General features: G+C 33.5%; 11 protein-coding genes. 3 read left to right on the top strand and 8 right to left on the bottom strand.

Annotated elements, in window-relative coordinates:
* Positions 1-13: 13 nt before the first annotated feature.
* Positions 14-1,993 carry an ATP-binding protein gene (locus tag OM962_RS04600; protein ID WP_264330969.1) on the top strand — a complete coding sequence of 660 codons (1,980 nt, stop codon included), beginning with the start codon at positions 14-16 and terminating at the stop codon, positions 1,991-1,993.
* On the opposite strand, the gene OM962_RS04595 is transcribed toward OM962_RS04600, so the two are convergent.
* Genes OM962_RS04595 through OM962_RS04570 form a run of 6 tightly spaced genes read right to left on the bottom strand, consistent with a single transcriptional unit; the run spans position 1,976 to position 6,668 of the window.
* Positions 1,976-3,112: a COX15/CtaA family protein gene (locus OM962_RS04595; RefSeq protein ID WP_264330968.1), complete on the bottom strand. Its 1,137-nt coding sequence runs from the start codon at positions 3,110-3,112 to the stop codon at positions 1,976-1,978. The genes OM962_RS04600 and OM962_RS04595 overlap by 18 nt on opposite strands.
* Complete coding sequence (locus OM962_RS04590) at positions 3,094-4,683, bottom strand: glycosyltransferase family 2 protein (protein WP_264330967.1); 1,590 nt, start codon at positions 4,681-4,683, stop codon at positions 3,094-3,096. Before OM962_RS04590 ends, OM962_RS04595 begins: the two co-directional genes overlap by 19 nt.
* Before the next feature lie 5 nt (positions 4,684-4,688).
* Positions 4,689-5,165, bottom strand: coding sequence for a F0F1 ATP synthase subunit B family protein (locus OM962_RS04585; RefSeq protein WP_052264897.1), 477 nt, complete (start codon positions 5,163-5,165; stop codon positions 4,689-4,691).
* Positions 5,166-5,172: 7 nt separating this feature from the next.
* Positions 5,173-5,652 (bottom strand): F0F1 ATP synthase subunit B family protein, encoded by a 480-nt coding sequence (locus tag OM962_RS04580; RefSeq protein ID WP_264330966.1) that lies wholly within the window; start codon positions 5,650-5,652, stop codon positions 5,173-5,175.
* A 3-nt stretch (positions 5,653-5,655) separates the two neighbouring features.
* On the bottom strand, positions 5,656-5,883 hold the full coding sequence (locus tag OM962_RS04575; protein ID WP_264330965.1) for a F0F1 ATP synthase subunit C: 228 nt from the start codon (positions 5,881-5,883) through the stop codon (positions 5,656-5,658).
* A 59-nt stretch (positions 5,884-5,942) separates the two neighbouring features.
* On the bottom strand, positions 5,943-6,668 hold the full coding sequence (locus OM962_RS04570) for a F0F1 ATP synthase subunit A (RefSeq protein WP_264330964.1): 726 nt from the start codon (positions 6,666-6,668) through the stop codon (positions 5,943-5,945).
* 217 nt (positions 6,669-6,885) lie between these two features.
* Between OM962_RS04570 and OM962_RS04565 the strand changes: the two genes are divergently transcribed.
* Both OM962_RS04565 and pheT read left to right on the top strand, forming a co-directional pair.
* Positions 6,886-7,155 (top strand): hypothetical protein, encoded by a 270-nt coding sequence (locus tag OM962_RS04565; protein WP_264330963.1) that lies wholly within the window; start codon positions 6,886-6,888, stop codon positions 7,153-7,155.
* A 112-nt stretch (positions 7,156-7,267) separates the two neighbouring features.
* Positions 7,268-9,607 (top strand): phenylalanine--tRNA ligase subunit beta, encoded by a 2,340-nt coding sequence (gene pheT, locus OM962_RS04560; RefSeq protein ID WP_264330962.1) that lies wholly within the window; start codon positions 7,268-7,270, stop codon positions 9,605-9,607.
* A gap of 34 nt (positions 9,608-9,641) precedes the next feature.
* Here the strand turns inward: pheT and tnpC are convergent, their stop codons facing one another.
* Complete coding sequence (tnpC, locus tag OM962_RS04555) at positions 9,642-10,994, bottom strand: IS66 family transposase (protein WP_264330462.1); 1,353 nt, start codon at positions 10,992-10,994, stop codon at positions 9,642-9,644.
* A 61-nt stretch (positions 10,995-11,055) separates the two neighbouring features.
* Entirely contained in the window at positions 11,056-13,899 is a 2,844-nt protein-coding gene (locus OM962_RS04550) for a hypothetical protein (RefSeq protein WP_264330961.1), read from the bottom strand.
* Positions 13,900-13,901 lie beyond the last annotated feature (2 nt).

Here is a 13,901-nt window from a genome sequence, read left to right as displayed (position 1 = left end):
GTATACTGATAAGATGATAAGAAAGAAGTATAGTAAGATTTTAGTAGCGAACAGAGGGGAGATTACCTGCAGGATAATCAAAACTGCGCACAAGATGGGCATATCTTGTGTGTCTGTGTACTCAGATGCAGATGCAAATTCTGTGCATGTAAAGCAAGCAGATGAGTCAAGGCACATTGGCCCTTCGCCTGCTTATCTTAGTTACTTAAATATCGAAAAAATATGCGAAGTAGCAGTTGAAACAGGTGCCGAGGCGGTTCATCCTGGCTATGGGTTTTTAGCAGAAAATCCAGATTTCCCCCGTGCTCTGGAAAAACATAACATAGATTTCATTGGTCCAAGTGCAGAAACAATAGAAGTTACAGCCAATAAAATAACAGCAAAAGAAGAGGCAAGAAAAGCTGGAGTAAATGTAGTGCCAGGATATATGGGTAAGATCGAAGATGCTGCCCACGCAGCCATCGTTGCTGAAGAGATTGGTTTTCCTGTGATGCTCAAAGCTGCATCAGGCGGTGGTGGCAAAGGAATGCGAATTGTATATTCCAAAAAAGAAATTGAACTAGCATTTACATCAGCAACAAATGAAGCAGAGAAAAGTTTTAAAGATGGTAGTATTTTCATAGAAAAATATATAGAACTACCAAGACACATCGAAATACAAATTATTGCAGATAAATACGGCAATATAGTGTGTCTTGGGGAGAGAGAGTGCTCGGTACAGAGGAATAACCAGAAAATAATAGAAGAAACACCAAGCCCATTTATTAGTGAAGAAGTAAGACAAAAAATGTATGCTCAATGTGTTTCTTTGGCAAAGCAAGTTGATTATTTTTCAGCAGGTACTGTCGAGTTTGTTGTAGATAAGAACCAAAACTTCTATTTTCTTGAGGTAAATACGAGATTACAAGTTGAGCATCCAGTAACAGAATTTGTCACTGGAATAGATATAGTGGAAGAGATGATCAGAATTTCTTGCGGAGAAAAATTAAGATTTGGTCAGAATGATATTAAACTTATTGGCTCTGCAATAGAAAGCAGAATTTGCGCTGAAGATCCATCAAAGAGATTTTTTCCTTCCAGCGGAAGAATCAAATATTACGACAAACCAGATGAAAATGGTCATGTAAGAATAGATGATGGAGTAGCTAGCGGTTCAGAAATCAGCATGTTCTACGATTCAATGATTGCAAAGGTGATAACCTATGGAAAAGATAGAATAGAGGCAATCAGCAGAATGCAAAAAGCTTTGTCTGAGTGCTATATAGGGGAAGTAATAAACAACATAGAATTTCTAGAATCCATCTTCCATAATCCAAATTTTATTGCAGCAAAACTCCACACAAGATTTATTCCCAACCATTATCCCAGTGGATTTCAAGGTGATTTTATCACAGAGGAATATATTAAAATATTTATTTTTACTGCACTGTATGTTCACTTAGAAAATGAGGAAAGGTATTACAGTAAGTCAATAGATGAAGCATTCATAGTGAAAATAGACGATAATGAGTACTCCGTAAATGCAAAGTATCAAGATAACACATTAACAACAGTATATAACCACAATAAATACTCCGTGTTAGGTAGGTGGAAATCAAGTTACAGATTACTATATATCACAATTAATGACGATACCAACATAGCACTTAAAATAGAAAGACAAGACAGCAAATATTTCGTAAGGCACGCAGGTATGAAAGCTGAATGTTGTGTATTGAAACCTCATGTAGCTAAACTAAGCAAATTAATGCTAAACAACAAAACAGAAGGGATTTCAGTAGACACTGTGAAATCTCCAATATCTGGTTTATTGGTTAAATTACATGTAAATGCTGGAGATCATGTAGAGGTAGGACAACCTCTATTTGTTGTAGAGGCAATGAAAATGGAAAATATAATATGTGCTGAATCAGAAATGGTGATAAAAAATATCCCTGTTAAAGAAGGAAAAAATATACATGCTGGTGATTTAGTATTAGATCTGGTTTCTTAAATAACATAAGCAGTATAAACTTGACCCGAATAAGATAAATGAAAACATCTGATGGGCTATAGCAATGGCCATTGGTATATGCAGCAACAAAGTGACTACTCCTAGAATTACCTGAATGATGACGGAGAATAGCATAACATATAATGGTTTTATACTGGCATTTTTTATTGTGAGTATTGCTGTCAGAACTAATATCAGCAATGCCAATGCCCGGTGTATGAATTGCACTGTTACTCTATTTTCAAAGATATTTAGCCAAGCAGGCTGTAAGTAAAATAAATCTTCTGGAACAATTTGTCCATCCATTAGTGGAAAGGTATTATAAATTAAACCAGCATTTAGCCCTGCAACAAATGCACCGAAGATTATTTGTATTGCGATTAGAATCAGAGTAAGTGTTGTGTAATATATACTACTGTTAATGGATTGAAATTCTGTCATCCCAGTGCGTGACACTGGGATCCATTTACATTTAAAAAATTTAAGAAAAGCATAGATTCCAGTGTCACGCACTGGGATGACAACATTGCTTTTTTTCACACAAGGCAATTCTGAAGTACATCTAGTCTTAGTTTTGTTTTGTAAACTTATCTGATAGTCAAAAAATTGATATGACAATAATGCAAAAATAACCAATGCAAGCAGTAAGTGAAGTGCGAGCTTATAGTGACTAACATGAGGATTGGCTACCAAACCGCTTTTAACCATATACCAACCAGCAAAAGCTTGTAAAATCCCAAATAATAGTGCTGTAGATAACCTTATTACTGCATTTTTAGGTATTCTTTTTTTTAGTGTAAAATATATAAATGGTAAGATAAAAACTAAACCTGTCAGCCTTGCAATCAACCTATGCACATATTCTATTAAGTATATGGTGCGGAATTCTTCCATACTCATACCATAGTTAAATGCTTTATATTCAGGTGTAGCTTCATATTTTGATTTTTCTTTTAGCCAGTCTTGTTCACTCAGCGGTGGCAATGTTCCGGTAATTGGTTTCCATTCCGTGATTGACAATCCTGCTTTTGAAAGTCTGGTAAATCCACCAATTCCCACCATGCAAATCACCATGAGAGAGCAGAGAAAAAGCCAAATAGCTACAGGTTTTGCTTCCATAATCCATGCTGAGTTTTATTCCATTGCTGAGGGTGAATAACAAATTCCCACAAAGCGAGAAAAGCTGCAACGCTATGTAGTAGACTATAGACGGGAAAAAATATTGATACTATATAAAAATAAAAAGGCATTTTTTGTTGTCTGATAGCTATTATCAAAAAAATCAAGTTAATACCGTATACTATTATAAAATAATATAAGAATAATTCATTCAAAATTTGAGTCAGCACCAATGAAAGTAACAAAAAAGGAGTCGTGAAAAATATAAAAGCTGAGGAACCAACAAAAAGGTTTAATAGCAAAACTCCCTTAAGCCCAGTGTGCTTAAAAAGTAATTTTATATTTTTTAAATGAATGATATAAGTTTGCATATAACCTTTAATCCAGCGTGCTCTTTGTTTGATCCAAGCAAACACAGTAGTTGGTGATTCTTCCAATGTTTCTGAATCAATAATCCTGGTTTTATATCCCATTTGCGCAAGTCTCAAACCAAGATCAGCGTCTTCAGTGACATTGTAAGCATCCCAAAAAAGCACTTTCTTTAAAATTTCCACTGAAAAATGGTTACTGCTACCACCCAAAGGTATTGGCATGTTCATTTTTTGAAATCCAGGCAAAAAATATTGAAACCAGTTCATATACTCGAGAGAAAAGAATTTTGTAAGAAAATTGCAACCAAAGTTATAGTAATTTAATTTCGCCTGTACACAAGCCAACTTTTCGTCACCATTATTAAATTCAATTAGTGCTTTTTTCAACTGCAACGGATCTGGCCTATCATCTGCATCATATATTACCACATACTTTCCTCTAGCAAAGCTCATAGCATAATTGCATGACTTAGCTTTTGTTCTAGGCAGAGAATGAGGCACTTTTATTACTTCAAAATACTGTGGTAAAGTGCATTTTTCTATAGCTGCCAACATTTCTTGGTCATCGCTCTCTATCACAAGCTTTACATCTAATTTTGATTTTGGATAATCCAAACTTTCAATGCTCTTAATCAATTGCTTTATAACCGCATTCTCTTTAAAAGTAGGCAATAAAATAGTATATATAGGTTCATTCATCTTATCATAATCTGCTTTTTGGTTAGAAATTTTACGCAAGCCAAAAATTTTAGTTACAAATTTGAATAAAGAACTAGAACATCCGATTATAAATATCAACATCAAAGCAAAATATGCATATTTTTTTGTCAGTGTTAAAGTCGAAATTATAACAAAAAAAGAGGAAAAAAAGATTGAACTGAGCCTAATGCTTTTAGCTGAAAAATTACGATTCTTATAATATAAGTAGTTACTTGCGAATTCTGAAATACCAAAGTGCGAGTTAAGAAGATTTAAAATCTGTTCACTATTCGCTTTTATTAATACATATTCAATACCGTAATGAGATTCGACCCAAAGGTTGATATCTTGGCTTATGTCTTCAACCATAAAAAAAGTAGTATCATTTAATTTTTGCCAAGGAATTATATTAAACCTATAGTAGAAAAGTTTCTCTTGTTCTTTGCATAAACTAGAATCAAATTTAATTTTTTCTACATTATCAGTTTGAAGTACAGGCATTAAACTTAATGCAACTTTTTGCTCAAGTCACGTGAAAACGAAGATATAACCTCACTACTACGCTTATCATCTTTACGTTCATGCATTATTTTTTTTACAGCATCAGCAGCTATACTCGCTGTGTTAGCTTGTAAATCCCCAAGAGCTTTTTCAACTTGGTCAGTAACTTTCTTCAAATTAGAATGGGCATTTTCATCTAACGTTTGATCGAGTTGCTGTCTATTATGCTTAATAATACTATTAGCCTTATCAAGTGCTTCATTCATCATTTTGTTAACTTCTGCATCTAATTTTTTGTATTTTTCAGAAGATTTTTTGTAATACTCCAACATATCTTTTCTGAATTTTTCAGTTTCTTCACTTGAAAACTTGCTTTTGTTACGTTTATTGTTAAGTGCGTTTTTTATTACCTTCCTTAGCAATTTATACGAAAGGATAAAACCTACTAAAAAAGCAAGACTGATAACTAGTAATGTAGACATAAAAACCCTAAAATTCTTTGGACACCAAGTCAGCAACAAATTCCTCTTCAATTTCAGAATTAGTTAACTTAGTGTAGTAAATTAAAGCAATACTAGTAGCCATTTGTTTTAACTCACTAATATACTTAGATTTAAATTTCGCCACTCTTTCTTCAACAAGCTTGACTATTTTTTTGTCTTCCTCTTCTAATATATTCTTAACACTCGCTCTCATTTCTTCCACCTGAGCAAGTGCATCATCTATGATTTTTTTTGCCCGTACTTTAGCTTGATTTAAAGCTGCATCATACTTGGCAATCTGCTCTTCTGCACGTCTTAAAAGGTGAATAGAACTATTAAAAGAATCTAATACTGCTTTACTCCTAGTGTTTATTATTTCATCTAACTTTGGTAAGAATAAACAACTTACTACAAAAAAAAGTGAAGAGAAAAAAATCAAAAACCAAAAAATTTGAGAAGAGAAAGTTGAAACATCAAGCTGTGGCATCTGTTAAGCAGCAAATATTAATAACATTGCAAGTACAAACGCAAGCAACCCCATGATTTCAACCATGGCAGCACCAATATAAACGTAACTTTTCATTTTACCTTCTGACTCAGGGTTTCTCGCAATCCCATTTAACATAGTAGAGAAGATATTAGCTATACCTAAACCAGCACCGAGCATTCCAAATACAGCCAAACCAATTGCTATAAATTTTAAAGCCACTAAATCCATATATTACCTTTAACTATTTCTTTATAATATAATTGTAAAATATTCTGCAAGGAAGTCAATTACTTTACTGCATCTGACAAATATACACATGTTAATATAGTAAATATATAAGCTTGCAAAACTGCAACAAATACTTCAAATCCTATTAGTGCAATTATAAACAAAAAAGGTGCAGGTGTAAAAAATATGTTCATATTTACGATAAATCCTGCTATCACTTTAATGATCGTATGACCCGCAATCATATTTGCTGCAAGCCTTATTGATAGGCTAATCGGTCTTACTAAATAAGCAAATAACTTAATAATAATTATTATAGGCGCAAGCCACGAAGGAGTTCCTTTTGGTAGCAATATGCGCAAAAATCCTACTCCTCTTTCCTTAAACCCAACAATCGTTATATAAATAAAAGCCACCATCGACAAAGCAAAAGTGACTATTACATGACTTGTGACCGTGAAACTATAAGGCAGAACACCAACTAAATTACATGATAAAATGAAAATAAATACTGTAAATATCAATGGAATATGTTTTAGACTCTTACTTCCAGTGTTATTTTCTATTATTGAAATAACAAAATCATATACATATTCAACTGCGGCCTGCAAATATCCTGGTATTACTGCCCCTTTTCTTACTCCAAGAAGCAAAAAGAGTACTGCCAATATTACCGAAATCATCATAAAAAGAGATGAATTGGTAAAGCTTATGTCATATCCAAATAACTTTGGTAGCTCTATTATTGTATATACTTTAAATTGTTCTAGCGGATTTAACGCCATTTTGACCCTGTATACTTAAACTGCAGAAGTAAATAAAGTATAAATTTTATAGAATAAAGTCAAGAATTAATCATAGGGAGCTCTGTATTATTATAGCATTAACATATTAACAAAATATACAATTAAAATGCAAATTATAGTCAGCTACCAATCTTATTCTAAATTCTTGACTTAACATCTTATTTTAACTATAATTTAATTTTAATATGAGGCAATTATGAACGAAATAGATTTTACTAATCCACCTTTAAATTTAGAACAAGAATGTGGCAACGGTTATGTCAAGTTTACAGATTATTCTTCTAATCCAGACACTGGTCTTTTCCACATGGCAGGTGAAATGCTAGATGAAAACCATGATATTATAGGAAATTTCACCGGCGATGCTTACATTTATAATTTCCATATAGATGATCACAATATGAATATTCAACTCTGCATGGAGATGGATTATAAAGGTGATATAAAGAAAATTCTTTCTTTGTAGAAAAAGTAGGCTTCTCCTTCGTTTTTTACAATTAGAGAAGCTACTCACTACAACAAGCTTTAAAATCATTATATTTTACATTACAATAACTTTTTTATTTTCTGTTAAATAAATGAAGTTCACATTATCTTGGTTACTAGATCATCTAGAAGCCAATGCCAGTTTAGAAGAAATTACTGATAAGCTAACTCACATAGGATTGGAAGTAGAAGATGTGATCGACAATGCTAAATTGGCTGGGTTTATTGTTGCAGAAATATTAGAAATCGCACCTCATCCAGATGCTGATAAACTAAAGCTATGCAAAGTAAATGATGGAAGTAAAGTTCTGCAGATAGTCTGTGGAGCAAAGAATGTTAGAGAAGGAATGAAAACCGTACTTGCATCTCTTGGCAGCACATTACCAAAAAGTGACTTCACAATTAAGCTTGCAAAAATACGAGGAGTGTTAAGTGAAGGAATGCTCTGCTCTGCTTTCGAACTTGCGCTGACTCAAGATGAAAGTGAAGGAATCATTGAGCTTTCTGATGATTATAAAGTAGAAGATAAATTTTTCAATTGTGATCCTGTAATTGATATAAATGTCACTCCAAATCGTGGAGATTGCCTAGGTGTTTATGGAATAGCACGTGATCTAGCAGCAACTGGAATTGGGACACTCAAGACTTTAAGCATTACACAACTTACCTATTCTATGGCCTCACCAATAAACGTCAAAGTCATCGATGGGGAGAGCTTTATTAGTGGAATATACATCACCAATGTAAAAAATAAAGAGAGCCCAAAATGGCTGAAAGATAAATTGGAATCGATAGGAATGCGCTCCATTTCTGCAATAGTTGATATTACTAATTACATCATGATATCCTTTAATCGCCCAATGCATGCATATAATGCAAAAAAAATAGAAGGAGAGCTCACAGTACGTAAAGCAAACGATGGAGAAAAATTTATTGGTTTAAATGATAAAGAATACTTATTGAACAAAGACATAAGCGTTATTTCTGATGATAAAAATGTTCATGCAATTGCTGGAGTTATGGGTAGTAAGTACAGTGAATGCACTCTTGAAACTACTGACATCTTTTTAGAGTCTGCTTGGTTTGACCCTATTTCTATCACTAAATCTTCAAGGCAGCTAAGCATCTCCACAGACTCAAGTTACAGGTTTGCACGTTCAGTTGACCCTAGTTTTACCCTTGATGGACTCAATCTTGCAGCCCAGATGATTTTAGATTTATGTGGTGGAGAAGTGTCAAGTGTAGTGTCTGCTGGCAATCTGAATAAGGCTGATACCAAGATAAATTTCGATTATCAAGATGTAAACAAACTTGGAAGTGTATCTGCATCACCTGATGAATTATTCAATATTCTAACAAAATTAGGGTTTAGTATTGATAAAAGAACTGAAAATAATTGGAGCATACATGTACCAACCTGGAGATCGGACGTAACCATACCTGCTGACTTAGTTGAAGAGGCAGTAAGAATATACAGCTATGATAAAATAAAGGAAGAGCCACTAGCAGAAGACGTTACAGTAGAAGAAGAGACACAAGATGATTTGCGCATTTTTATGACGAGCAGAGGGTTTCATGAAGTGATAACTTGGTCTTTTATGAGTGAATCAACATCTGAAAAGTTTGGTTACTTGAATAAATTATTTATTATCGATAACCCATTTAATAATGACTTTAATATAATGAGACCAAGTATCATACCAAATTTGTTGAAAGTTACTGCAGATAATACTGCCCATGGTACACTTGATTTTGCAATTTTTGAAATTGGACCAATTTATAATGATGAAGCTCAGTCTAAGTATGTTTTAAGCGGAATCAGGTCAGGAAATAATCTACCACGAAACCATTATAACACTGACAGGAAAGTAGATGTTTTTGACGCAAAGGCTGACCTCATAACAGCTTTGGAACTTTTTAATGTCAATTGTGATAATTTAGCAATAGAGAGAGCAGAAAAAGAATATTACCACCCAGGAAAGTCAGGTACCTTATCTTTTAGAAGTAAAATAGTTGGTTATTTTGGAGAACTGCATCCAAGTATACTGAATTTTTTTAACATCAAACAAAAAGTTGTAGGCTTTGAGTTAATATTAGAAAATATTGAAAATTTACCTGTAAGTAAGAAAAAATTTATCGATTATAAATATCAAAGTGTAAAACGCGACTTTGCATTTATTGTAAATAAAGATGTAGCAGCAGGTAATATAATCAATATGGTGAAAAAAAGCTCAGAGCTCATCACAGAAGTTTTGATATTTGATGTATATCATGGAAACAATATAGAATCGAATAAGATGTCTATAGCATTTTCAGTTACTTTCTGCTCTCCAACTCACACTTTAACTGAAGAGGAAATCCAAAAAGAATCAAATATGATAGTCAACTTAGTGTGTAAAAATACTGAAGGAACTTTGAGAGCTCATTATTAAGCTGTAATCACAGGTATCCGTTCAGAGGTGTGGTTTAAGAAACAACAGCTAGCAGGTTTTGAAAAGGGTTTAATTCCTTTTGTTTCCAAGTCAGATACAACGAAATTATCCGCTCAAGAAATCTATTCCCTCGCTCTGACTGTGCAAAATATGAATTCTTACGATAGACAACATAATGCCGTATCTGTCGCTCAACATGGTTATTCGTTAATGGAATATTCTCTGGGTCATCCAAAAATGTCCACATCATTGACTCGGATTTTATAATACCCTTTACCGTTCGTGAAGCTCCTTTTGCTTCAAGTATATAAGATATTTTTATCATGCAGTACTGTATGTATCTTCGTAATTCTTTAGCTTGCTTAGTGAACTTTGAAATACTAATTTCATTTTCTGACAAAGCGTTTTTTAATACAAACAATCCATTAGCTGCGTCTTTTAAACAATGGCCAAGTCTCATTACTTCACTATTCCAACTATGAGATAACCTCTCGAAATTTCTCAATAAGTGAGCCCAACAAATTTGTCGTTTTTCATCACTGAAGTGGTTGTAAACTGCATATCTGTCAGTAATTACCAGGTTTTTGTAATCACAAAATGCACTATTCTTTAAAAATTTCATTCCTCTTGTATCTGCTAACTTCATAAGACTTGCTTTATTGTTGGCAAACATCCAGCACCATCCCAATTTGCCTTTGTTGTAGTGACTGGTTTCATCAATATGCAAAATTTCGCTTGCTTTTATTTCTTCCTCTATTTGTTCATAGGCTTCTTTACATTTTGACGAAACCCTTGCTTCACTATTGGACACACTACCAACACTTATACTCATGTTAAAGATGTCTTTCATAATATTCGCTATTTCTCGCTTTGAATTCTTATAAAACCCACTTAGTGATGCAACTACTGACTTAACTCTAGGACCAAAGGTATCCGGTGTAACTCCTTCTGGTAATTTGCTACTCCTTCTTTTTCCGCATTTACGACAGCGACCATGTTCTAATTGATACTCAACTACGTAAGGCTTAATTTCTGGTAAATCAACTTTTTGATAGACATATGGTTTTTCCGATATTGCGATTTCTTCACCACACTCGCATCTATTTGGTAACTCTACCTTCACCACCTCATCTGCTTCCATTTTAGCTCGGCAATTCCCCTTATGTCCAACTTGACCACCTATCTTCCTGCCGCCCTCTGACTTATCTTCTGGTGTGTCTTTTTTTATTTTGTACAGCTCTTTTGAACTTGGTAAAGATGAATTCCTTGAGTTTAAGCCGAGTCTCTCTCTTAGTTCAGCATTCTCTATTTCTAAGATTTTATTTTTTTCTTCAAGCTTTGCTACTTTCTGCTCTAAGTTTTTACATAACTCTACAATACTGATCAACAATTGAAGCATCTAGCCTTACTTTACTATCAACATTTTGTGTTATTACTACTTTAATATATTATGTCAATTGTTTTTTATCCTTGCCACACCTCTGAACGGATACAATCACAGTTCCCTGATTTTGCTGTGTCACGTTTACTTCATCCAATTTATTCCCTATCTTGAATTCAATATCCTTGAAAAACCTATCCCACATTCCATGCAAATGCTCTTCTACTTTAGGCCATACATCATTTTTAAATGTCGTTCCATCATCAGAAAATAAATTGCCTAAAAAGCCTCCAACTCCTTCATAACTTGATTGAAAATGTTGAAGAAATGTTTCTACTTCCTTATGAGTATCATGCGCCACACTCAACGCTTTTCCCTCTGCGCTCTTATCCCCATGCATTGCAACGGCAAGACCTGTTTTAATATATCCCAAACCTGTCTTAACAGCTTTCATAGGCTGGAGCCATGAACTCTTATCGCTTTTTGGTACATTATTTACTATATTTTCCACCAATCTGTTTATTAAAGGAGACAGTAAATCTTGACAAAAGTGTTTGATATTATCTTTTGTTTTAATTACAGGACTTTTTATGAACTTTTCTGCCAAATAGTACTCAAGTTCTGCTCTCCCTAGTAACTTCTTAATTGCTTCTTCATCAAGAATTTCATGCTCGAATGCTTTAAGTAAATCATCTTCTATTATTGCAAATTTTATTTTTTCACGAGATTCCAGTTCTTCTCTATAATCATTTTTTGTTTTTTCATTTATCAACAATCCTTTTTCTTCTAATTCTAACTGTTTTAATGCTTTCAGAATTTCTTGGTTATTTTTCAAGTGCTTCTCTATTAATTTTGTACTTGGATGCTTTTCTCCTTTTATCTTTCGCTCATCTTCTAAGTACTTATTTAAATCCTTACTCCCTTCTATTATTTTTCTCAATAGCATAGGTTGTTCAGGTCTTTTTAAGTATTTTTCAATTCTCACTCGATGTGAATTAATCTTTTCTACTAGATCTGGTGCCTCCCTTTCTAATAACTTACATGAATTCTCTATACCCTTTGCTTGACTTTTAAACAAATCTTGCGTTTTACGTTTCGTTATTTCTAAATACATCTTTGCTATAAAAGCATTCACTTTACCTGAAGCTTCTTCTAAACTTTCCCCATTCAAAGGACCTTTTATCTCCTCTTCTAAATCTCGAAACTGGTCTATTAAGCTTAGTATTCCTAACAGGCCTAACTCACCCTTAGCTTTTTTCATTACTGATTCTACTAGCCTTCGCTCAACTTTTTGATCACCATACTCGAACTTAAAAAGACCTTCTAATTTCCTTTTTAAATCATCGTTTGTTAAGTTGTTTTTCCCTTCATCATATACTTCTTTCAATTTTTCGCGTACTCTAATATATCTTTCTCGTCCTTCTTCTTTTAAATCCTTAATTCTCTTTTCAGCATTATTTAGAGCTTTTTCTGTTTCTCCAGGATTTATACCCTTATAAACATCAGTTATTGTTTTCTTAGTTATCCTCCCTTCTTGTATAAATCGTTCCCATTCTGCTTTAAATACAGGAAGTGCATCATCACTTATATCACCTACTTTCATAAGGGACTCTAGCAGATCATCTTCATCAGTCAAATTACGTGACTCCTTTATTTTTAGTTCTTTCAAATCTTTGATTATCACTTCTTTCTCATTTGGTAATTCCTTACCTTGATTCTCCAGTTCTTGTTTCACTAAAGTATTTTTTAGCTCATCTTCCAGTGAAAAATCTTCTCCCCGTCTATTTTGCTGAAACTTAATTGCTTGTATAAAGGCAACTTGATAAGCATTTTCTATTAAGTGAGTTGTCAACTTAGAACCTATACTATCCACCACTTTTAACCTGAATTCGTCCAACAATTCCTTCAATTTATCATATGTAATATCTTTCTTTTCTAACTTCATCAGCTCTTCCATAGTCTTTGCGAATTCCTGAATAGAAGTTGCAAGTACATCCTTGATTTCATTGCGTAAGGGCTTAAGACCATTTTTTAAATTGATGTTAGTTGACAATTTCAGTACGATGCTATGCTCTGAATCCCGTGTCACATCAAACCACTTGTTATTTTCATTTTCATACAAATCTCTAAGCAATCGTTTAAATTGCGGTGGAAATTTTACTTCCATATCCCATGCAATATTTGGCTCAGAAACTTCCTTTTCACAAAAAGACACCTCAATATTTTGATGCTTATTAGAATACTGCCCCATACTTATTTTAAGAGCAGCAACTAAAGAGTGAGATAAATCTCTATTTAAAAGATAAAAAGTAGCCAAAGCAACTGTTGCAGGAACGATTAAGGCTACAAGTACAGTTACATTAACAAAAATTGCTATTGCAGCAAGAGCTCCGTATGCCAATCTTTTTGGTACACCGGTTTCACTCTTTTTTGTCTTATCTTCCCCTACACCTTCTTGTGTCTTGCTATTTGCTTTAAATCTACTGTATATGACTAACCCTAGTGCAGTAAAAGCAATATAAGGGAGCATTAAAACTGACAGAGCTAAATTTAATACTTTCTTCTCTGGGCAAGCTCTGTTTATCTCTTTCAATATTTCGCTTGACATATTATACCAGGAGGTAAAAAAGTCAGAATTATAACCTTTATAATGAAATATACTGAGTGGGATATTAAAATCAGTTAACCAATTCTGCTTACTTACAGCATCAAAAAACTCTTCTTCCTCTTCTGAATTAGCAAGACCTAAATCATTCCCTTCTTCTACATTAGAAACATCTTCCATAGCATCAAAAAACTCTTCTTCCTCTTCCAAAGCAACATTGGAAATAGATTCTACTTTACCTAAACCATCACTGTTGTTATTTAAATCAATAACTTCTCTATGACCATCTGCAACAACTTGATTCATAT

Origin of the sequence: Wolbachia endosymbiont (group B) of Erebia ligea, from assembly GCF_947179575.1 — a bacterium.
GTDB lineage: Bacteria > Pseudomonadota > Alphaproteobacteria > Rickettsiales > Anaplasmataceae > Wolbachia > Wolbachia pipientis_C.
Note: the sequence above shows the minus strand (reverse complement) of the source record. Positions and strands in the feature narration are given on the sequence as shown.

Coding starts and splice junctions, on each gene's coding strand:
- OM962_RS04600 (WP_264330969.1), top strand. CDS start 14: ATGATAAGAAAGAAGTATAGTAAGATTTTAGTAGCGAACAGAGGGGAG.
- OM962_RS04595 (WP_264330968.1), bottom strand. CDS start 3,112: ATGGAAGCAAAACCTGTAGCTATTTGGCTTTTTCTCTGCTCTCTCATG.
- OM962_RS04590 (WP_264330967.1), bottom strand. CDS start 4,683: ATGCCTGTACTTCAAACTGATAATGTAGAAAAAATTAAATTTGATTCT.
- OM962_RS04585 (WP_052264897.1), bottom strand. CDS start 5,165: ATGTCTACATTACTAGTTATCAGTCTTGCTTTTTTAGTAGGTTTTATC.
- OM962_RS04580 (WP_264330966.1), bottom strand. CDS start 5,652: ATGCCACAGCTTGATGTTTCAACTTTCTCTTCTCAAATTTTTTGGTTT.
- OM962_RS04575 (WP_264330965.1), bottom strand. CDS start 5,883: ATGGATTTAGTGGCTTTAAAATTTATAGCAATTGGTTTGGCTGTATTT.
- OM962_RS04570 (WP_264330964.1), bottom strand. CDS start 6,668: ATGGCGTTAAATCCGCTAGAACAATTTAAAGTATATACAATAATAGAG.
- OM962_RS04565 (WP_264330963.1), top strand. CDS start 6,886: ATGAACGAAATAGATTTTACTAATCCACCTTTAAATTTAGAACAAGAA.
- pheT (WP_264330962.1), top strand. CDS start 7,268: ATGAAGTTCACATTATCTTGGTTACTAGATCATCTAGAAGCCAATGCC.
- OM962_RS04550 (WP_264330961.1), bottom strand. CDS start 13,899: ATGAATCAAGTTGTTGCAGATGGTCATAGAGAAGTTATTGATTTAAAT.